This is a genomic window from Bacillus sp. FSL K6-0923 (assembly GCF_038630825.1).
Taxonomy (GTDB): Bacteria; Bacillota; Bacilli; order Bacillales; family Bacillaceae; genus Bacillus; species Bacillus pumilus.
This window is the reverse complement of record NZ_CP152044.1, coordinates 3,246,834-3,266,783: the sequence shown is the minus strand read 5'-3', so window position 1 is coordinate 3,266,783 and position 19,950 is coordinate 3,246,834. Positions and strand designations below refer to the sequence as shown.

19 protein-coding genes are annotated in these 19,950 nt (G+C 42.4%); 7 read left to right on the top strand and 12 right to left on the bottom strand.

What is annotated here, in order from left to right:
* Positions 1-93: 93 nt before the first annotated feature.
* Positions 94-864: an acetolactate decarboxylase gene (gene budA / locus MHI16_RS16755; protein WP_058013511.1), complete on the bottom strand. Its 771-nt coding sequence runs from the start codon at positions 862-864 to the stop codon at positions 94-96.
* Between the two features lie 35 nt (positions 865-899).
* Positions 900-2,600, bottom strand: a complete 1,701-nt coding sequence (alsS, locus tag MHI16_RS16750) for an acetolactate synthase AlsS (RefSeq protein WP_058013512.1) — start codon at positions 2,598-2,600, stop codon at positions 900-902.
* A 150-nt stretch (positions 2,601-2,750) separates the two neighbouring features.
* On the opposite strand from alsS, the gene alsR reads away from it, so the two are divergent.
* Together alsR and MHI16_RS16740 are read left to right on the top strand one after the other, a co-directional pair.
* Positions 2,751-3,647, top strand: a complete 897-nt coding sequence (gene alsR / locus MHI16_RS16745; RefSeq protein WP_061409806.1) for an acetoin biosynthesis transcriptional regulator AlsR — start codon at positions 2,751-2,753, stop codon at positions 3,645-3,647.
* A gap of 49 nt (positions 3,648-3,696) precedes the next feature.
* Entirely contained in the window at positions 3,697-4,314 is a 618-nt protein-coding gene (locus tag MHI16_RS16740) for a flavin reductase family protein (protein WP_081042261.1), read from the top strand.
* Positions 4,315-4,350: 36 nt separating this feature from the next.
* On the opposite strand, the gene rbsB is transcribed toward MHI16_RS16740, so the two are convergent.
* From rbsB to MHI16_RS16695, 9 genes are all read right to left on the bottom strand, one after another.
* Positions 4,351-5,268: a ribose ABC transporter substrate-binding protein RbsB gene (gene rbsB, locus MHI16_RS16735; protein ID WP_012011498.1), complete on the bottom strand. Its 918-nt coding sequence runs from the start codon at positions 5,266-5,268 to the stop codon at positions 4,351-4,353.
* Between the two features lie 13 nt (positions 5,269-5,281).
* The gene (gene rbsC / locus MHI16_RS16730) at positions 5,282-6,235 is read right to left on the bottom strand and encodes a ribose ABC transporter permease RbsC (RefSeq protein WP_071168464.1); all 954 of its coding nucleotides are present in this window, start codon (positions 6,233-6,235) and stop codon (positions 5,282-5,284) included.
* Between the two features lies 1 nt (position 6,236).
* On the bottom strand, positions 6,237-7,718 hold the full coding sequence (locus MHI16_RS16725; RefSeq protein ID WP_061420419.1) for a sugar ABC transporter ATP-binding protein: 1,482 nt from the start codon (positions 7,716-7,718) through the stop codon (positions 6,237-6,239).
* Between the two features lie 15 nt (positions 7,719-7,733).
* Positions 7,734-8,126, bottom strand: a complete 393-nt coding sequence (rbsD, locus tag MHI16_RS16720) for a D-ribose pyranase (protein ID WP_061420416.1) — start codon at positions 8,124-8,126, stop codon at positions 7,734-7,736.
* Positions 8,123-9,001 carry a ribokinase gene (gene rbsK / locus MHI16_RS16715; RefSeq protein WP_058013517.1) on the bottom strand — a complete coding sequence of 293 codons (879 nt, stop codon included), beginning with the start codon at positions 8,999-9,001 and terminating at the stop codon, positions 8,123-8,125. The genes rbsD and rbsK overlap by 4 nt, the downstream gene beginning before the upstream one ends.
* Entirely contained in the window at positions 8,998-9,984 is a 987-nt protein-coding gene (locus MHI16_RS16710; RefSeq protein WP_058013518.1) for a LacI family DNA-binding transcriptional regulator, read from the bottom strand. Before MHI16_RS16710 ends, rbsK begins: the two co-directional genes overlap by 4 nt.
* A 117-nt stretch (positions 9,985-10,101) precedes the next feature.
* Complete coding sequence (locus MHI16_RS16705; protein ID WP_058013519.1) at positions 10,102-11,244, bottom strand: Ger(x)C family spore germination protein; 1,143 nt, start codon at positions 11,242-11,244, stop codon at positions 10,102-10,104.
* Positions 11,234-12,331, bottom strand: a complete 1,098-nt coding sequence (locus MHI16_RS16700) for an endospore germination permease (protein WP_058013520.1) — start codon at positions 12,329-12,331, stop codon at positions 11,234-11,236. The genes MHI16_RS16705 and MHI16_RS16700 overlap by 11 nt, the downstream gene beginning before the upstream one ends.
* Positions 12,321-13,802: a spore germination protein gene (locus tag MHI16_RS16695; RefSeq protein WP_061409796.1), complete on the bottom strand. Its 1,482-nt coding sequence runs from the start codon at positions 13,800-13,802 to the stop codon at positions 12,321-12,323. The genes MHI16_RS16700 and MHI16_RS16695 overlap by 11 nt, the downstream gene beginning before the upstream one ends.
* 746 nt (positions 13,803-14,548) lie before the next feature.
* Here MHI16_RS16695 and pgsB point away from each other — a divergent pair.
* From pgsB to MHI16_RS16670, 5 genes are all read left to right on the top strand, one after another.
* Positions 14,549-15,730, top strand: coding sequence for a poly-gamma-glutamate synthase PgsB (pgsB, locus tag MHI16_RS16690; RefSeq protein WP_012011489.1), 1,182 nt, complete (start codon positions 14,549-14,551; stop codon positions 15,728-15,730).
* A 15-nt stretch (positions 15,731-15,745) separates the two neighbouring features.
* Positions 15,746-16,195: a poly-gamma-glutamate biosynthesis protein PgsC gene (gene pgsC / locus MHI16_RS16685; protein ID WP_012011488.1), complete on the top strand. Its 450-nt coding sequence runs from the start codon at positions 15,746-15,748 to the stop codon at positions 16,193-16,195.
* A gap of 18 nt (positions 16,196-16,213) precedes the next feature.
* The gene (locus tag MHI16_RS16680; protein WP_061409794.1) at positions 16,214-17,380 is read left to right on the top strand and encodes a CapA family protein; all 1,167 of its coding nucleotides are present in this window, start codon (positions 16,214-16,216) and stop codon (positions 17,378-17,380) included.
* Positions 17,377-17,547 (top strand): hypothetical protein, encoded by a 171-nt coding sequence (locus MHI16_RS16675; protein WP_167550616.1) that lies wholly within the window; start codon positions 17,377-17,379, stop codon positions 17,545-17,547. Before MHI16_RS16680 ends, MHI16_RS16675 begins: the two co-directional genes overlap by 4 nt.
* A gap of 106 nt (positions 17,548-17,653) precedes the next feature.
* Positions 17,654-18,877 (top strand): NlpC/P60 family protein, encoded by a 1,224-nt coding sequence (locus MHI16_RS16670; protein WP_268466859.1) that lies wholly within the window; start codon positions 17,654-17,656, stop codon positions 18,875-18,877.
* 56 nt (positions 18,878-18,933) lie between these two features.
* On the opposite strand, the gene MHI16_RS16665 is transcribed toward MHI16_RS16670, so the two are convergent.
* On the bottom strand, positions 18,934-19,815 hold the full coding sequence (locus MHI16_RS16665; RefSeq protein WP_180309974.1) for a Cof-type HAD-IIB family hydrolase: 882 nt from the start codon (positions 19,813-19,815) through the stop codon (positions 18,934-18,936).
* Positions 19,816-19,950 lie beyond the last annotated feature (135 nt).

Below are 19,950 nucleotides of genomic sequence, written 5' to 3'. Positions count from 1 at the left end.
GAATTTCAATTTACTAACGAAATGAAATGTAATGAAGTGATAAAAATTCCTTTTGCATAAAAAACACCCCGGAATCACCGGGGTGTCTTTATTTTATTGATCTGGGCTGCTTTCTGCACTCGCAATTTGCTGTGCGAGGTCAGCTCGATCAATGTCTGCTTGGAAGAATTCCTGCGTATTTGGCAAGTGTAAGTTCATATGGCGTTTTTGAGAAATTCGGATGGTCACTTGATCAACAGTGTAATCAAAAACGTGTCCGCCGACACTTCGATCGTCGTCAATGAAATGAAGATGATATCCACTTACCGCAATACCATGTGCGTACTGCGGTGTACGGAAACCAGCGATCGTTCCATGAATATCCTCGAAATCGAAGATGGGCTGTGACTTGACTGCTTCCACCATCGGAACGTAAGGTTTTTCCTGTTTTTCGACCGTACGTGTTTGCACCTTTTTGAATGATCCATCAATGCGGATCGCATAAAACACATTCTTACTCGGTAAAATGCGGTCGATTTCTTCTTCTAGCTCTTTGCTTGTCATGGCTGCATCAATTCGATGAACGATATCAGTTTCAAAGAATGCTAGAGAGCAGAAGGGTGAATAGTCTTGATCGGTAACCGGTGTCGCTGTTCCATCCGAGCGCAGCCGGTAGAATGCGCCGTCAAAGCCGATCAGCTCTCCATCTAATTGATTGAATGTACCAATGCCGAAATCACCGTGCTCGGGAATTTGTGAAAGGGAGAAATCTCCATCATATACGGCTTCCAGCAAAGAGGTCATCGTCGATACTTGATAGACCTCTTGCTGTTTGTCATGTTGTCTTGTGTCGTTCTGTTGATTCATTGGGTGCATCATACCCATATCCGCTCACTCCTTTGGTGTAATGTATGGACATCTTATCTGACGTTCAATGTGTGTGTTTCACGAAAGACTTCTGGCCATTTTTGACTGGCGAGGTCTGGGTTGTCTTGATAGTCAATCGGAATATCAATAATAACGGGTCCTTCTATGTTTATACCCTTTTGTAGGACAGTTGAAAGCTCTTCAGGTGAGTTAACCCGTAATCCAGTCGCTCCAAAGCTTTCCGCATATTTCACTAAGTCGATCTGTCCGAATTCAACGCAGGATGTGCGGTCATATTTCATTTCCTGCTGAAACGCCACCATGTCGTATGTGCTGTCATTCCAAACAAGGTGAACGAGATTTGTTTTCATGCGGACGGCTGTTTCTAGCTCCATAGCAGAGAAGAGAAAACCGCCATCACCAGAGACCGAAATGATCTTTTCATCTGGGTTCAGTATGGAGGCCGCAATGGCCCATGGTAAGGCGACGCCTAATGTTTGCATGCCGTTGCTCACAAGGAATGTGTTCGGCTCATAGACGCGGAAGTGACGCGACATCCAAATCGCGTGAGACCCGATATCACACGTGACCTTCGTGTCATCAGGAATCAGGCGTCTTAATGTATGAATGACATCCAGCGGGTGAGATAGATGACTTTCTCTTTCTGGTGCTTTTTCAATGTCGCTTAACAGCTCCTGCAATTCAGTGACGAATTCAATTTGTTCTTTGCATAGAGAAAGTGGAACACTGTCATGGGCTAGATGTTTAACGGTTTCAGCTATATTGCCGACAAGCTCAAGCGCCGGCTCATAAAAATGATCAATATCTGCCTGCATGTCATCGACATGGATGATCTGTCGCTGCTTCGGCTGAATATTCCAATGCTTCGGATCATATTCAATTGGATCAAAGCCGATGGTCAAAAGGACATCTGCTTGTTCAATGAGAAGATCGCCCGGCTGATTTCGGAATAAACCGATTCTGCCTACATATTGAGACTCAAGCTCTCTTGAGAGAACGCCAGCTCCTTGGTACGTTTCGACAAATGGAATTCCAAGTGTTTTCAATAATGTTCTAGTAGCCTTTGCAGCAGCTGGACGACTTGCTTTCATTCCCACAATGGCAACAGGTAAGTGTGCATTTTGAATTTTGGCGATAGCCGAGCTGATGAGAGCATCCGGTGCAGGACCTAGTTCTGGAGAAGGGTGAGCAGACACTGGTGTTTGTGTAGTGTGTTCTGTCACGACATCTTGTGGAAAGCTGATAAATGCTGCTCCAGCCTGCCCCTTTTGTGCCGCGCGAAAAGCATTTGTTAAGGCTTCAGGTATATTATGAACGTCTTGTACTTCAACACTGTATTTTGTGACTGGTTTGAATAATGCCGCATTGTCGAGTGATTGATGTGTTCGTTTCAGCCGATCTGCACGAATGACGTTTCCAGCGATTGCGACAACAGGGTCACCTTCTGTATTGGCTGTTAATAGACCTGTTGCTAAATTAGATGCGCCGGGACCTGATGTCACGAGACAAACACCTGGTTTGCCGGTTAAGCGGCCGACAGCAGCTGCCATAAAGGCGGCATTTTGTTCGTGTCTGCATAGGACAAGCTCTGGACCTCTGTCTTTTAATACATCAAATACGGCGTCAATTTTGGCACCTGGAATTGCAAAAACATGGGTCACACCTTGAGCAATCAGCGTATCAACAATCAATTCTGCTCCTCGTCTTGTTAGGGGTTGTGCTTGAGAATTCATTTACCCCGCACTCCTTTCGGCAAGTAAAATTTTTTATGAAAATATATTTTCATGATATGATTTACTATACATTTCAAAATGGAAAATTTCCAATATATGTTTAACGTGGTTTTAATATGTTTCACGAATAAGTGTGCGAGGGGTGAAAGGATGGAACTGAGACATTTGCAATACTTTGTCACAGTAGCGGAGGAGCTGCATTTTGGCAGAGCAGCCGCACGGTTGAATATGACACAGCCTCCACTTAGTCAGCAAATTAAACAGTTTGAAGAAGAATTGGGGTTTCCTTTGTTTCACCGGTCAAAGCGAGTGGTGGAGCTAACAGCTGCTGGAAAGGTCTTTTTACATGAGGTGCGAGGTGTGCTGCATCAGCTTAATAAAGCCGTTGATCATGCCCGGCATACAGCAAGAGGAGAGCTGGGGAAAATCATCATAGGGTTTGTTGGAACAGCGACGTATGATATTCTGCCGCCAGTTGTACGCGAATTCAGAGAGCTGTATCCCTCTGTCAGTATTGAGCTGAAACAGCTTTCTGTTCCACAGCAGCTAGGAGCGCTTTTAAATGGGGAGATTGATATCGGTTTTTTACATCCTACATCGCCTCATGAAGAACTGGTCAGCCGTTTGATGAAGCAAAGTGAATGTATTTTTGCGATTCCGAAAAATCATCCGCTGGCGAAAAAAGAGGCAGTCACGATCGAAGATATTCGTCATGAACCGATTATTTCTTTATCACAGGAATCATGGCCGTCCCTTTATCAACACTTTGTCCTGCTATGTGAAAAGTACGGTTTTTCTCCGAATATTGTGCAGGAAGCGGCGGAATATCAAATGGTGATTGGTCTTGTCACAGCTGGTATCGGCATTGCGGTCATTCCGAAATCAGCCCGGCGTTTATTTAATCTAGATGTTGTGTATCGGTCCATTGAGGGTGAACAGCTTTTGGCAGAATGGACGATTTCTTATAGACGAGAAAATCATAATCCTGCTTTATTTCATCTTGTCCACCATATCCTGCATCGCACCGAGCCTGAATCAGAGGCATAGAAAAAGGGGTATGGTATGATGTCGATACACCAAAAGGAGGCGTGCTGAATTGATTACGTTGCAAATGGATCAGCTTTCACGAAAAGAAGCATATAAATTATTATCGGGCTCTATTGTTCCACGACCGATTGCGTTTATTACAAGTCTGTCTAAAGACGATGTGGTCAATGCCGCACCATTTAGTTTCTTTAATGTCATTAGCGGACACCCGCCGCTCCTCGCAGTTTCTATCGGACGACGTGAAGGTCAGATGAAGGACACAGCGCAGCATATGATTGACAGGGGAGAATTTGTGGTCCATGTGAGTGATGAAACGATAATAGAAGATATTAACGAAACAGCTGCTACGCTGCCACAGGAAGAGAGTGAGCTGGATCGAACCGGTCTTCATCAAGTAAAGAGCCATGTCGTGTCAGTGCCGGGCATTCAGGAAGCACGTATTCGCTTTGAATGTCAACTTGAAAAGCATCTTACCTTTCAAAATGATGAAGGGGAGATCACGGTCGATCATATCATTGGCCGGGTTGTGTGTGCGCATTTAGATGAGGCTGTGTATGATGCGGAAAAAGGTTATGTTTCGACTCATGAACTAAAGCCAGTCGCACGTTTAGCGGGAAATGATTACGCCCATTTAGGGACGTCATTTGTGCTAAAAAGACCGGAATAATAGGAAAACCCCCGAGAGAAATCGGGGGTTTTGTGTTTATTTTTTCTGTTCTAGTTTCAGTGGAGCTGCGATGTTCTTTTCTACTTTTTTCCCTTTTAAGACGTCGCTTGCAGCGCCGACTGCCAGTTTCCCGATCAGCTCTGGCTGCTGGGCGACTGTGGCAGATAGTTTTCCTGCTTTGATCGAGTTGAGTGCATCTTCGTTTCCGTCAAAGCCAACGACGAGAATGTCTTTTCCAGAGCTTTGAATCGCTTCTAAAGCGCCAAGTGCCATTTCATCATTGTGGGCAAAAACGGCTTTGATGTCAGGGTTTCCTTGAAGGAGGTTTTCCATGACGTTCAATCCTTTTGTTCGGTCGAAGTCAGCCGCTTGTTTTGCTGTCACTTTTAGATCTTTATCTGCTATTTGATGGAATCCTTTTCCGCGCTCACGTGTAGCAGAGGCGCCTGGTACACCTTCTAATTCAGCGACTTTTGCTCCTTTACCGACCTTGTCGATGATAAAGTTGGCTGCCATTTCGCCGCCTTTGACGTTATCTGAGGCAACAAGTGCTTCTACTTTTCCGCTTTCAGCTGAACGGTCTAATGTGATGACAGGGATATCTGAAGCATTCGCTGATTCAACAGCAGTTGAGATAGCAGATGAATCAGCTGGGTTGATGAGTAATGCGTCGACCCCTTGTTGAATTAAATCTTCTACGTCACTTGTTTGTTTCGCTGAATCATTTTGTGCATCTGCAATGACGACTTCGATGCCAAGCTTTTTCGCTTCTTTCGTCACCCCGTTTTTGAGAGAAACGAAGAATGGGTTATTTAAGGTCGAGATCGAGAGACCGATTTTAATGTCTTTTTTCTTCCCATCTTTTGTTGATTTGGCCCACTCTGGCGGTTCTAGCGAGCAGGCAGAAAGCATGAACAATGAGAGAGTCAGAATGAGAATGAGATATTTTTTCATAGCAGCTGCCTCCTTAAGCAGATTTCTTTCTGTCTAGTAGGACTGCAATCAAGATGACAATCCCTTTCACAACAGATTGATAGAATGATGATACACCAAGTAAGTTCATACCGTTGTTCAGGACACCGATGATAAGCACCCCGATCAGTGTGCCGACAATTCGTCCTCTTCCGCCAGACAGGCTTGTCCCGCCAAGTACAACAGCAGCAATTGCATCAAGCTCATAGGATGTACCAGCTGTTGGCTGAGCTGAATTTAGCCTGGATGTTAAAATGGCACCTGCTAGAGCAGACATGAACCCAGCTAATGAATAAATCATGATTTTGACGCGTGGTACTTTAATGCCTGAGATGAGGGCTGCTTTTTCATTTCCACCGATGGCATATGTTCTTCTGCCGAAAGGTGTTTTATGAAGCAGCACCCAAAGTACGATAAAGGTGAGAAGCATCGTGATCGCTGGAACAGGAATGCCTAAGAAATACCCGCGTCCGAATAACTGAAATGCATAGTTAGAACCGAGTCCTGTAATCGGGTTTCCGTCTGTATAAACAAGTGTTAACCCTCTGAAAATCGTCATCGTGGCAAGTGTTGCGATAAAAGGAGCCATTTTTCCTTTTGTGATTAAAAGACCGTTGACCATTCCAAGAATAGCGCCGATGATACAGCCAACGATAATAGCCAAAATCGGGTCCATACCAGACACGATAAATCCGGCAGTCAGCGCACTAGAAAGTGCTAAAATGGCACCGACCGACAAATCAATTCCTCCGGTTAAAATAACAAATGTCATACCAAAGGCAATGAGGGCATTAATGGAAATTTGTCTCAGTAAGTTTAAGATGTTTAATGGCTCTAAAAAGGCCGGGTTTAATATAGAAACAATGGCGACAAGGATGATGAGTCCTAAGAATGGCCCAAGCTTTTGCATGATGTGATCAAATCGTCCATTTGAAGTAAGTGGTTTCATGTTACTTCCCTCCTGTAGCTAGTGTCATAATTCGTTCTTGTGTTGCGTCTGCTTTATTTAACTCTCCGCTGATGGTTCCTTCATGAATGACAAGCACTCGATCGCTCATCCCTAGAATTTCTGGGAGCTCAGAGGAGACCATTAAAATGGCAACACCTCGATCAGTCAGTTCATTCATTAACTGGTAGATTTCTCGTTTCGCTCCGACATCGACACCTCTTGTCGGTTCATCTAAAATCAAGACTTTCGGCTGGATACCGATCCATTTGGCGATGACGACTTTTTGCTGATTTCCACCAGAGAGACTTCGAGCAGAGATTTCAGAGGAAGCCGTTTTAATCGTCAATCTTTTGATGAGCAGGTCAACAAAATCCTGTTCGTTTTTCTTATCGATCAGTCCCTTTGGAGAGAAGCTTTCTAAGTTTGGCAGACCAATGTTTTCTCGAATGGATGCATCCAGCATGAGTCCTTCATCTTTGCGATCCTCTGTAATAAAACCGATGCCAAGCTTAACGGCATCACTTGGTTTTTTAATGACAGCTTTTTTTCCATGAACCCAGATTTCCCCTTGATCAAGAGGATCAAGACCAAACAGCGACCGCATCATTTCAGTCCTGCCAGCGCCCATTAAGCCTGCAACACCGACGATTTCTCCAGCTTTAACGGAGAAGCTGATATCTTGAAATTGTCCTTTTCTTGTCGCTTGCTTCACCTCAAGGATCGTATCTCCTAGAGAAGGCGTTCTCTCAGGGTATCGATCTGTTAATTCGCGGCCGACCATTTTTTTGACGACCTCATGGAAATTCGTTTCAGGTATGGCTTTCGTATCGACCGTTTTCCCATCGCGCATGATTGTAATCCGATCACAGATCGCAAAGATTTCCTCCATACGGTGAGAAATATACACGATGGATACGCCTTCTTTTTTGAGAGATTCAATGACCTGAAAGAGCTTTTCAATCTCACGGTCTGTAAGAGCTGCCGTTGGTTCATCCATGATGATGACCTTCGCATCCGTCATTAATGCCTTTGCAATCTCAATCATTTGCTTTTGTCCAACAGAACAGCTGCCAGCCTCTTGATCAAGCGAGAGGTTCACAGACAATCGATCCAGCTGCCTTTGGGCAAGAACCTTCATTTTCTTTGTGTCTAGCAATCCAAACTTCGTATAGATTTCTTTCCCGATGAATAGGTTTTCCAAGACGGTCATATCCGGCCATATGTTGAGCTCTTGATGAATAAAGGCGATACCGTGTTGTTCCGCTTCCTTCGGATTTTTGAAAGCGGTTTCTTTCCCGTCGATAAGAATCGTTCCCTGGTCTAATGAATAAAGACCTGTGAGCAGGTTCATTAAAGTTGATTTTCCTGCGCCATTTTCACCCATGAGCGCGTGAACCTCACCTGTGACGAGGTCAAAGGAGACCCCGGAAAGAACGGTGTTTTTTCCAAAGGCCTTATGGATGTTATGCATCTCAATGTTCATATCTGGCTCCTCCTTTTAAAAGATGACACCGGCATGAAGAATGCAGTTTGCGTATGGGGTGGCTTCACCCGTGCGAATGACTGCTTTTGCCTGTTTGGTCATGTCTTTGAACGTCTCGTGGTCTACATCATGTAATGATTTTGAGAACGCTTTCTTTAGAAATAGATGATCTCGCTCATTGGCTTCTTTGATTTCACTAGCCACAGTAATATGTTCAACCTCCATTTCTTGAAGAAGGAGGGAGGTGACCTCCTGAAAGGACGGTGTGCCGATCGATAATGCCAGGTCGATTTTGACTGGACCTTCTGGAATAGGCAGGCCGCAGTCTGCGATGACGATTGTATCTGTATGACCAAGGTCAGCAAGTACCTTGGCGATATGACTGTTTAAGATGCCGTTTTTTTTCATTTCTTTCTCTCCAGTTCTTCTCTTGTTGGCATGCCGCCTTGTGCGCCAAACTTTGTAACAGAGATAGATGCGGCTAAGTTGGCAAAGGCAAGTGCGTCGTATAGGGATTTTCCCTCTGTTAGTGCTACAGCTAGAGCACCGTTAAAAGTATCACCAGCGCCTGTAGTGTCGACGGCTTTCACAGGGTAGCCCGGCACCAACACTTCTTTTATTCCGTCAAAGTAACGAACACCATTTTTTCCTTCTGTAATGAGTAATTTGTTTGGATATTGGCGCAAAGCTTCTGCTATGGTGAGTCCATCAAACATAAGAGCTGCTTCGTGTTCGTTTGGAGTAATATAGGCAGCTTGATCTAATATTTGCTGAGAAACTTGACGAGCTGGTGCGGGATTTAAGATGACCGGAATCCCTTTCTCGCTGCAAATGGTGCAGACGGCTTCGACTGTTTCTTCAGGAATTTCTTGCTGAATGAGGACCATTCCAATATCTTCAATAGAAGAAAGAGCATCTGTTACATAGTGAGGTGTCACCTCATTGTTTGCCCCTTTGACCACAACAATGCTGTTATCACCTTCTGCTAAAATGATATGAGCCGTTCCGCTTTCCATTTCGGTAACCGGTTTCATATATGAGGTGCGAACCCCTTGACCTTGCAGATTGCTGAGAATATCTTGACCATAAGCGTCATCACCGACCCGGCCGACCATGTATACATCAGCACCGAGTCTGGCACTGGCGACTGCTTGATTGGCGCCTTTTCCGCCTGGTACGGTTTTAAATGATTCGCCTAATACTGTTTCACCGGCATTTGGTCGTTTGTTCGAAGTGACGACTAAATCCATAGAACAGCTTCCTACTACAACAATATGACTCATTGTGAATCCACCTTTCTTGTGGTCTCTCGTTCAATAAAAGAGACGGGCATTTGGATAACTGGTTGATCTATAGGCTGTTTCTGAATCGCTTTGATTAACAGCTGTGCCGCTTCTTTTCCCATCTCATAGGCTGGCTGCCTAATTGTCGATAGGGAAGGGAAGAGCAGCTCGCTTTGCGGAATATCGTCAAACCCAATGATTTGAACATCCTCTGGAACGGCTTTTCCAATCCGAAGTGCTTCGTGTATGACCGCTGTTGCGACAATGTCATTACTCGCAATGATGCCATCTGTTTCAGGGTACAGCTGGAATAGAGCCTTGGCACTTTTACGGGCTTCTTGAAAAGAAAACGAAGCGTTAGACATCACATGGAAGTCGACGCCTTTTTCGGTTAGTACATCGAGTGCACCCTTGAATCGCTGCCGCGCTGTTTGAAGGTGGGCAGGTCCTTTCAGCAGTGTGATCTGCCGGCTGCCGCGCCTGATTAATTCCATTGCGGCCATTTTCCCGCCAGTTGCAGCATCTGCAGATACAGAAGGTGCATGTGGAACGGTTCGATCTAAGAACACAACCGGCAATTCATCATCATTGTATATATCTGATTCGGGTTCGTTTGTGACAGCGATGACACCGACCACTTGATTTTGTTTAAAGGTTTGTAAATAAGCCAATTCCTTTTCTCGATCTTCATCACTGTTTCCGAATAACAACCGAAAACCTTGCGCATGAATCTCATCCTCTACGCCTCTAGCAAGCTGAGGAAAGAAGGGATTTGTGATATCAGGCAAGATCAAACCGATTAAGCGGGATTCTCTTTTGAAAAGGGATCTAGCCACTTCATTGGGAAAGTAGTTCAGCTCCTGCATCGCTTGTGTCACGCGGGTTTTCGTATCTGAATGGACATATCCAGTATCGTTCAGTACGCGCGAAACAGTGGCAACAGATACTTGTGCAGCTTTTGCAACATCTTTAATTGTAGCCAATGGAGTGCCTCCCTTCGTGAATGTGTAACCGTTTACACAAATAGATTATCACGAAAGCTTTTAAATGACAATCTTAAAAAAATAAAAAAAGAAAAGAAAGGTGCACTCTTCCTTTTCTTAACTAATAATCCCAGTTTGGGTAATATTGACTTTGACTTTTGGGATGATTTTTACATTTGGATAATCAGTGACCCAATTCATTTTCATATATTCATCATAGTGTTTTACCCGATATTTTCTCCCTAGGCTGAGTACATCAGAGTTAGCTTCTTGCAGAACAGATAACACTTTTTCTGCTTCTTTTGTAAAAATTTCAGAAAGCCTTTTGTTGAGCATTTCAATTTTTTTATCTGTGTCTAGATTATCTTTCGGGTATTCAAGGACAGAGGTCGTAAATTCATACTCAAGAGAAAAGGTTAAGTTTCGATGGTCAGGATTGACAATGTTGATGTCTCTATTTGAATCTGTCACTTGAATGGTGATGTAATTGTTCTCCTTTGATTTCATATCACTTCTTACTTTTTTAGTGAAGTTTGCATAATTGCCCATTTTCTCGTCCATGACAGTGAGAAGAGTGGCATCTTGTCCGTACAGCTCACCTTTCTTTTTCTCATTATTGAATAGGGCGACGCCTTTTACACTCGTTAGTTTTTTCTCTTGATCATAGTGAAGTAACGGCAGTGTGAAATCCTCTCCAGTTTGCAGCATTTTGGAACGAATGCTTTGAATGTTTTTCGGTGCTACTTGGGAGGACCGAGATGCAGTGGTGATGAGGTTGTTTAAATAATCGCTCACAATGAGCTTCTCCTTGAGGAGCTGATTGATTAATTCCACACAGCTTCCCCCTTGTACCACTGCAAGATTTGCGAGCAAAGGACTTTTTGGATCTCGATAAAACATATCTAAGTAAGGAAGAATCTGATTTTGAGCAAATTCATCACCAATGAGCATGACCCGCATTTTTGACATATCAATTTTTTGATCGACAATTCGGCTGAAGTTGGTTCTTGCTTTTCTTAATGTAGGAGCTTCCGTTGTGAGAACAGTGGTTAAATAGCTGCCTGAATTTCCTTGCTCCATGCTTTGAGACTGCTGGACTTTACGATAGGTGATGGAGAATTTCGCATTGTCGTCCTCACCTTGATCAACCGCAGACGTTAGCACAAGTGAAATGTTTTTTAATAAGTTTTGATCCCAGCAGCCAGGCATGAAGATCAGAGACATACACATGAGGAGCGTCAGCAAAAACTTATGACGCATGTGATTTCACCTTCCCTTTGCGATGTTTGATAAAGATGATGATGGCCATAATGATCGGAAGTGTGTAAATTACTGAGATCTGAGCAATGGTCGTAAAGTCGTTAAAGCGCTGTATTCTAAAGTTATCGTTTGCGAGGAAACAGCAAGCCGCGTAAATAAAAATAGCAAAATAATAGACATATTTTTTATGCTCTTTTTTCTTAAGAAGGCTCGCTAGGCCATTGGCACAGAAGTAAAGGTAATTGCTGAGTGTGGCAAGAATAACAAACACCCAGAAACTAAGAAAAATTAAATCTGTTCGTTCAATTATTCCGAATGTAACGGTCTTTAATAGATAAAGCACAGGATTTGGAATAATATCAAGCTCAATCGGGCTGAAGAACATAAAACAAATCAATGTAATAAATAGGTAGAAAAGTGTCGTGCATATATTTGAAATGGTCATGACTTTATACCGTTCTTTGATGGTGCCTTTCATGAAAGGAGAGATGATGAGAATCATCTCAAAGCCATTCATTGAGAGTACCACATCTTTCAATCCAAGCTGAAACTGAGACAGGTCCGTCTGGAAGAAAGGCATGAGGTAGTCAATATTGGTTCCTTTTAATGAATAGAACATGAGTAAAGACAGCATGAGCAAAAAGGGAGTCAAGATAAAGTTAAATCTGACGATCGCTGTGATTTTTTCTTTTGCAATATAGATAATAGAGATCATCAGCAATAAATTAATGACCCAGTTTGGCGTAAGTGGCAGTACCCATATTCCAAGTATTCTGGTGAAAATCGACAGAACCACAATACAGACCGAGGCAAAATATATAGTATACAGCCCGATCAAAATTCGTCCTATCCATTTCCCATAGACTTTGGTTAATGCTTGGAAGAACGATATGTCAGGATATTTCTGAATGATGTAAATGAATATGGTGTTGATGATTTGAATAAATACGCCGGCTAAGATGATGGCCATCCACCCATCGTGCCCCATATCCTTCATCAGCAGATGAGGAAGCCCTAAAATCCCTACACCAATTTGAGATTGAATGAGAAAAAAGACCGCTTGAGATGGAGATATTTTATTTTTCATTTTTCTTTTCCCATCCTCTCAATTGTTCAATTTGTTTTTTCTTTTGCGGATTTAAATAAACAGGGCGCTGTTTGTACATCCACATAGGTAGTCGAATGACGGTGTCCTTTAAATCCTGCCAGTTAAAAGGTGTAACAGGTGATAAGTACGGTACACCTAATGATTCTAGGCGGCATAAATTCATAAGGACGATGGCAAGGCCAAATGAAATGCCGATAAATCCAAACATTGAAGCCATGAACATGAGCGGAAAACGCAGCATCCTGATGGTAGATGTCATTTCAAATGAAGGGAGGACAAAGGAAGCAACGGCAGTCACGGCAACGACAACGATAAGAACATTCGAAATGAGCCCAGCTTTTACTACCGCATCTCCAATGACCAAACCGCCTACGATCCCAATGGTCTGTCCAATTGGTTTTGGCAGACGCACCCCAGCTTCCCGTATGAGTTCAATGGTAATTTCCATCAGCATGGCTTCTATTAAAGGAGGGAAGGGAATCCCAATAATAGAGTTCTTCATCGTAATAGCGAGTTCATCAGGAACCACCTCATAATGAAACCCAATCACGGCGATATAAAAAGATGGCAGTATGACTGCGATGATACAGGCGAGATAACGCAAAACACGGATAAATGTAGCTGGAATCCAGCGGCTATTATAATCATCTGGCGACTGGAAAAAACTAAAGAATGTGATAGGAAGAATAATGGCCATCGGACTGCCATCCATCAATACAACAATTCTGCCTTCAAGGATGGCAGATCTGACTTTGTCAGGACGTTCTGTATCAATCAGCTGCGGAAAAATAGAAAATGAATCATCCTCAATTGCTTCAACGACAGACCCAGGACTGAGCAGTGTGTCTACTTTAATAGAAGATATCCGTCTATTCACTTCATCTACCTTCTCTGGATTGGCAATATCAGAAATATAAATTGTAGCAAGCTTAGTTTCTGATTTTGTACCGACCTTATGGTACTGGATGGCGAGCTTCCGATCATTTAAGTGAGAACGCAGCAAATATAAATTCATATCTAAGCTTTCCACAAATCCATCATGAGCACCCGCGATGATGCTTTCTGAAGAAGGCTCAGAAATAGAGCGCAGCGGAGGCTGCCCAACGGTAAATAATTTGATCTGTGAGGCATTTTCTTCAAGAAAGGCAATGCTTCCTGCAATGATACTGTCTGTAATCAGCGTCAAGTCACCAGTTTCGAGTGTGCTAAGAGACTTTGTATAATCCTGCTTTCCAGGAGGGCCTAACAAGTTCCCGATAATGAAATTATTTAATTTACCTTCATCTACCCTTGTTTTAACAAAAAACAAGACAGATTTCGTTTCATTCACCATTAACTCTCGGTATTCAAAATCCCCGCTTTGCTGAAATGTCTTTTTCAGAATCCGGATTTTTTCCTCGAAGCTACCTGATAAAAAATGCAAGCGTGTTTGCTCATTGGCGTTTGGCATCTTTAGCCTCCTCTCACAGTTTTTTAACCATAGTGTGAGCGGACAGGCTTATTTTATTCGTCACCTTAGTTGAAAGCATGACATAAGATGACAACTTTCAACTAAAATCATATTAAAAATGTTAAGAAATGATGAATCTTGATAAAAACAAATGAATAATGTTTCATTGTTTAGGTCATAAGGAGCGAATATCGTAATGAGAAGGCATTTCGAAATGATCAATAGTTTACATCTTATCCCAATTTTTTGTGACCTGAAAATAAGCATATGACTTGATTTTTTTAGAGATGACCTTTGTCATAGGTCAACACGTAGCATTCTGAGCGATGAGGATGACTTTCTAACCTGTTCCTTCAAAAATCGAAAACATTCCAAAACACGCACTATTCATTTAAAGCGCTGATATGACTGATGTTATAGAGTTTGAAAGGCTTTAAAACATTGATTCAAAATACATCTTAATAATTGTCAAAAAATTTAGGGAGAAAAGGACAAAAGATTTTTCGATGCTTGATGGTAACGCTTACTCTTGATTGAAGGCGAAATTCAGGCTGATTTTTGTCCGCCTTTAGGCCTTTTCATTTAAAGAGGAGCTAGGTCAATACACCTTCTGATTAGAGGAATTTGGCATACGAGGAAGTGAAAGATTATGTTACATAATACCGATTGTGATTTTATGCTGAACCTATATACTGATGATTGAATTTACATATCACACTCATAAAAAAAGGAGATGTAGATAAGCGATGTGGTTAATCGTTATAGCCTGTGTCATCATGTTAGGGATTGGCTTTATTGAAAAGAAGCGTCACCAGAAAAATATCGATGCCCTACCGGTGCGCGTCAATATTAATGGTATTCGCGGAAAGTCTACCGTTACAAGATTGACAACCGGTATCTTAATGGAGGCAGGTTATAAAACTGTCGGCAAAACAACGGGAACAGATGCAAGAATGATTTATTGGGATACGCCAGAGGAGAAACCGATTAAAAGGAAACCGCAAGGACCGAATATCGGTGAGCAGAAGGAAGTTATGAGAGAAACCGTTGAAAGAGGAGCAAATGCCATCGTCAGTGAATGTATGGCGGTAAATCCAGATTACCAAATAATCTTTCAAGAAGAGCTGCTTCAAGCGAATATTGGCGTGATCGTAAACGTTCTTGAAGATCATATGGACGTCATGGGGCCGACACTTGATGAAATAGCAGAAGCCTTTACAGCGACAATTCCTTACAATGGACACTTGGTTATTACGGATAGTGAATATACGGATTTCTTTAAAGAGATTGCGAAAAAACGCAATACAGAAGTCATTGTTGCAGATAATTCCAAGATTTCTGATGAGTATTTACGGAAATTTGAGTACATGGTCTTCCCAGATAATGCCTCACTTGCACTTGGTGTTGCACAGGCATTGGGAATTGATGAAGATACGGCATTCCGAGGAATGTTAAATGCGCCGCCTGATCCAGGAGCGATGAGAATTCTTCCATTAATGGATGCGAAAACGCCTGGACACTTTGTAAATGGTTTTGCGGCAAATGACGCATCATCTACATTGAACATTTGGAAGCGTGTGAAAGAAATTGGATATCCAACAGATGAACCGATTATTATCATGAACTGCCGTGCGGATCGTGTAGATCGAACGATCCAGTTTGCGGAGGATGTACTTCCTTATATTGAAGCAAGTGATCTCGTCTTAATTGGTGAAACAACAGATCCAATTGTAAAAGCATATGAGGATGGAAAAATTCCGGCTGACCACTTACACAACCTTGAATATCAATCTACAGAAGAAATTATGAACATGCTTGAGAAAAAGCTTCATAATCGAGTGGTTTATGGAGTCGGCAATATTCATGGTGCCGCTGAACCGTTAATCGAAAAAATTCAAGAATACAAAATTAAGCAGCTTGTCAGCTAGGAGGAAATATAGAAAATGTTCGGATCAGATCTTTATATCTCGTTAATTTTAGGTGTTCTACTTAGTTTAATCTTTGCAGAAAAAACAGGAATCGTACCAGCTGGACTTGTTGTACCAGGTTATCTAGCGCTTGTATTTAACCAGCCAGTTTTCATTTTAGTTGTCTTATCTGTCAGTTTGCTTACGTATGTCATCGTTCGCTTTGGTCTTTCGAAATTTATGATTTTATACGGACGCAGAAAGTTTGCTGCGATGCTGATTACAGGGATTGCCTTAAAGCTGGTCTTTGATTTCTTCTATCCAGTGGTTCCATTTGAAATAGCAGAATTCCGCGGAATTGGTATTATCGTTCCTGGATTGATTGCAAATACGATTCAAAAGCAAGGTCTTACAATTACCCTTGGAAGCACGTTACTTCTAAGTGGTGCAACATTTGCCATCATGTATGTTTACTATCTATTTTAAGATAAGGTGTGTCCAATGATGAATAAAAAATTGAGCTTTCAGGAAAAGCTGCTGAAAATCACAAAGAGCCAAAAGAAAAAAACGAATAAACACGTGCTGATTGCTTTACCGATCGTCATTGCTTGTACATTTCTATTTACGTTTATCGGGCAAGCAAAAGTGCCAACTGTACAAAAGAACCCAGAAAACATCCTGACCGCTTCGTTTGTCGGTGACATTATGTTTGGAAGAAACGTAGAGAAAGTAACAGACCGTTATGGAAAACAGCATCTCTTCCGCTATGCCAAACCATACTTTGATGTGTCAGATTATGTGACTGGTAACTTTGAGCATCCAGTCGCATCAGATCAAGAACAAGCGGCGCAAAAGAATATTCATTTAAAAACAGATGAGGATTCTGTCAAAGCGTTGAAAGATTTGAATTTCTCTGTATTAAACTTTGCGAATAACCATGCGGCTGACTATGGTGAAAAAGGGCTAAACAAAACGATTGATGCCTTTGATCAAGCTGGCATGGATTATACAGGCGCAGGCCGTAACCTTCAGGATGCGAAGCAGAACATTTCGTATAAAGAAGTAAATGGTGTCAAAATCGCTACACTTGGTTTTACTGATGTGTATGGGAAAGATTTTAAAGCAACGAATCGCCAGGCAGGTATCTTGCCAGCCGATCCATCTATCTTTATTCCGATGATTTCGCAGGCTGCTGAAAAGGCAGATATCGTCGTTGTTCATGCTCACTGGGGACAGGAGTACAACAATGAGGTAAACGATAGACAAAGAGAATTGGCAAGAGCGATGTCAAAGGCTGGTGCTGATGTCATTATCGGTGCTCATCCGCACGTTCTTGAGCCAATGGAAGTCTATAACGGCACGGCGATCTTCTATAGCTTAGGAAACTTTATTTTTGACCAAGGCTGGTCAAGAACACGTGATTCTGCACTTGTTCAGTATCATCTGAATGAAGATGGAAAAGCGACATTTGAAGTTGTCCCAATGTACATCAAAGAAGCAACACCTGCTCCGGTTAAAGCAGGATCATTTGAATCAAAATCCATTATCCGTATGCTGACAAATGGTACGAATGCGGATTGGAAAGAAAAAGACGGACACATTTTCTTTGAAGTAGATCACGCTGATAAAGTTAAACACTTAAAAGAAAACGGAGGGAAAGAGAAGAAATGAAAATTCTAAAAGCAAGCTGGCCGTTTGTTGCGTTAATTTTAGTCTTTGTCTTTATGTCTGCTTTTAAATTTAGTGACAGCCTCACAGATCATGAAAAACAAAAGATCTCGGTTGAAATGCAGAAAATTGAACAACAAAAACAGTCAAAAACGGAAGCAAGTAAATAACTCTAACGAGCATAGAGGGCACGCATTGCGTGCTCTTTTTTGTCGAAAAAAGGTGTAAAATGTTAGGTGTCATGCCGAAACTATAGAAGAAAGGAGGGGAAAGATCATGAAATGGAAAGAAATATTGATTGGTGGATGCGCGCTCGCAGGGCTGATGTTCATGGCTCAATCAGAAGTATCTGCTCAAACAGTGTCTTCTTTGCAGCAAGCGGAAAAGTTGATTGGAACACCTTATCATAAAGGAGGAACCGATCCAAAAACGGGCTTTGACGCATCAGGGTTTACGCAATATGTGTACAAGACATCAGGCGCATTTGATTTGCCGCGGAAGGTGATTGACCAGTATCAGATTGGAAAAAAGGTATCATGGGATAAAGCCCAGCCTGGTGACCTTGTATATTTTCGCAGCCTTGAAGAAACAAAGGATATCCCGACACATGTAGCGTTGTACGCTGGTAACGATCAGGTCATCCACATCACGCTTAGTCAAGGTGTAGTGAAAACAGACGTCAGCAAAAGCAAGTACTGGACGAACCGATTTTATGCAGTCAAACGACTGCCCGGCACACCGGAAATCTCGGATGATCGTCTTGTGCAAGATGCGATGAAATATTTAGGTATTCCTTATGTATTTGGTGCAGCAGACCCTAAGATTGGCTTTGATTGTTCAGGCTTTTTACAATATATATTTGAAAAATCAATAGGGATTTATTTGCCTCGAAGTGCTGAACAGCAGTGGATGGTTGGAGAAAAAGTGGCATTAGATGATATACGTCCTGGGGATTTTGTCTTTTTTAGCAACACATATAAGCCAGGTATTTCTCATGTAGGGATGTATATTGGGGGCGACCGTTTTATTCATGCGAGCCGTTCGGAAAGTGTGACGATTTCTTATTTGTCTGAGTCGTATTGGCGCGAAAAATGGACAGGTGCGAAACGATTAACGGAGCTGAAGTTAGCAAAAGAAGACCCGATTGTCTCAAAAGCCGCTACGTATATTGGTGAAGTTCCTTATGTTAAAGGTGGGATGAATCCAAAGCAAGGCTTTGACACAGCAGGGTTCACACAGTATGTGTATCGTGAAGTGCTTGGTATGGAGCTGCCTCGCTATGCGTCAGGTCAAGTCAAGGCAGGTACCCCTGTGAAGCGGTCGGAGCTGAAGCCGGGAGATCTCGTTTTCTTTAGTGGAACGTCATTGATGCCGGCGATTTATGCAGGGTCAAATCAAGTCATTCATGTGACCGTCTCAAATGGTGTCGTGCTTACGAATATGAAAACAAGTACGTACTGGAAGGATAAGTATGAGACGGCAGTTCGAATTAAAAAATAAAGAAAAAGCCCGATTAATGCTCGTATCGGACTTTTAGACTTCTCTCTAGGCGCTGATCAGACAAGCGTCTTTTTTTCGTGGAATTGATTTTGTAAAAGCAAATCAATAAAGTAAGCAACACCGTCTTCATGATTGCCTTTTGTCATATAAGTGCTCTTTTCTTTAATGACATCGACTGCATTCCCCATAGCAATGCGGTGGCCTGCTTCCTCAAACATGGATAGATCGTTGGGGCTGTCACCGATCGCATAAATATGTGAGCGGTCTACGCCATAATGAGCTGCGAGTTTTTTGAGAGCATGTCCTTTCCCAGACTCTTTTGGAAGTACCTCAATGATATGTTTTCCAGAAGAGGTCAATGAAAGCTCAGGCATTTCCGCGAGGAGATTTCGTGCTTCCTGTAGTTTGTTCATATCAAATGAGAAGCAGAGTAATTTATAGGTTGCTTCATTCGACTCAAAAATCTGGCGGATATCATCCACTGGTTTGATGCCAAATTGTTTGAATTGAGTCATTGCCCCTTCCCATAAATCAGCTATATCCTCATTTGGATTCGCACTTTTGATCACATCAAATTCTGCTTTCAGCTTCTCTTTTCCATCAAAAGGAGAGAGGAGCGCATCGTCCGTGTAGACCTCAAAATAAATGTTTCGTTCTACTAATGCCCTAGCCGCTTGTTTTCCTGCTTCTTGGTCGAGTGTGATGCGGCTGAAAAGTTTGTAGCCTTCTGTATGAACGGTTCCGCCGTTTGCTGCAATAATAGGAATGTCCAAATCGCCAAGCAGTTCCTTCACATCAAAAGTCGCCCGCCCTGTACAGATGGTGACAATATATCCCGCTTCCTTCGCACGAATCAATGCTTCCCGGTTTTGAGCAGATATTTCACTTTTTGTATTTAAAAGTGTACCGTCTAAATCAATCGCAATCATTTTTTTCATCGCTGTCAAATCCTCCTTCATGCATGCATTCGCCTCTTCAAAGTATGTACGATTTCCTTCATTCTCATGAGCAATACGATGCTTGATCCTCTCTACAAGGCTAAACAAAAATGAACGAATGATCAAGGAAATAAG

Bases quoted from the DNA above. Each gene is read 5' to 3' on its own strand.
- MHI16_RS16725 (WP_061420419.1), bottom strand. From the start codon at position 7,718: ATGAACATTGAGATGCATAACATCCATAAGGCCTTTGGAAAAAACACC.
- rbsC (WP_071168464.1), bottom strand. From the start codon at position 6,235: ATGAAACCACTTACTTCAAATGGACGATTTGATCACATCATGCAAAAG.
- MHI16_RS16680 (WP_061409794.1), top strand. From the start codon at position 16,214: ATGAATAAAAAATTGAGCTTTCAGGAAAAGCTGCTGAAAATCACAAAG.
- MHI16_RS16670 (WP_268466859.1), top strand. From the start codon at position 17,654: ATGAAATGGAAAGAAATATTGATTGGTGGATGCGCGCTCGCAGGGCTG.
- MHI16_RS16665 (WP_180309974.1), bottom strand. From the start codon at position 19,815: ATGAAAAAAATGATTGCGATTGATTTAGACGGTACACTTTTAAATACA.
- MHI16_RS16695 (WP_061409796.1), bottom strand. From the start codon at position 13,802: ATGCCAAACGCCAATGAGCAAACACGCTTGCATTTTTTATCAGGTAGC.
- alsS (WP_058013512.1), bottom strand. From the start codon at position 2,600: ATGAATTCTCAAGCACAACCCCTAACAAGACGAGGAGCAGAATTGATT.
- alsR (WP_061409806.1), top strand. From the start codon at position 2,751: ATGGAACTGAGACATTTGCAATACTTTGTCACAGTAGCGGAGGAGCTG.
- pgsC (WP_012011488.1), top strand. From the start codon at position 15,746: ATGTTCGGATCAGATCTTTATATCTCGTTAATTTTAGGTGTTCTACTT.
- MHI16_RS16675 (WP_167550616.1), top strand. From the start codon at position 17,377: ATGAAAATTCTAAAAGCAAGCTGGCCGTTTGTTGCGTTAATTTTAGTC.
- rbsD (WP_061420416.1), bottom strand. From the start codon at position 8,126: ATGAAAAAAAACGGCATCTTAAACAGTCATATCGCCAAGGTACTTGCT.
- MHI16_RS16700 (WP_058013520.1), bottom strand. From the start codon at position 12,331: ATGAAAAATAAAATATCTCCATCTCAAGCGGTCTTTTTTCTCATTCAA.
- pgsB (WP_012011489.1), top strand. From the start codon at position 14,549: ATGTGGTTAATCGTTATAGCCTGTGTCATCATGTTAGGGATTGGCTTT.
- rbsK (WP_058013517.1), bottom strand. From the start codon at position 9,001: ATGAGTCATATTGTTGTAGTAGGAAGCTGTTCTATGGATTTAGTCGTC.
- budA (WP_058013511.1), bottom strand. From the start codon at position 864: ATGGGTATGATGCACCCAATGAATCAACAGAACGACACAAGACAACAT.
- MHI16_RS16705 (WP_058013519.1), bottom strand. From the start codon at position 11,244: ATGCGTCATAAGTTTTTGCTGACGCTCCTCATGTGTATGTCTCTGATC.
- rbsB (WP_012011498.1), bottom strand. From the start codon at position 5,268: ATGAAAAAATATCTCATTCTCATTCTGACTCTCTCATTGTTCATGCTT.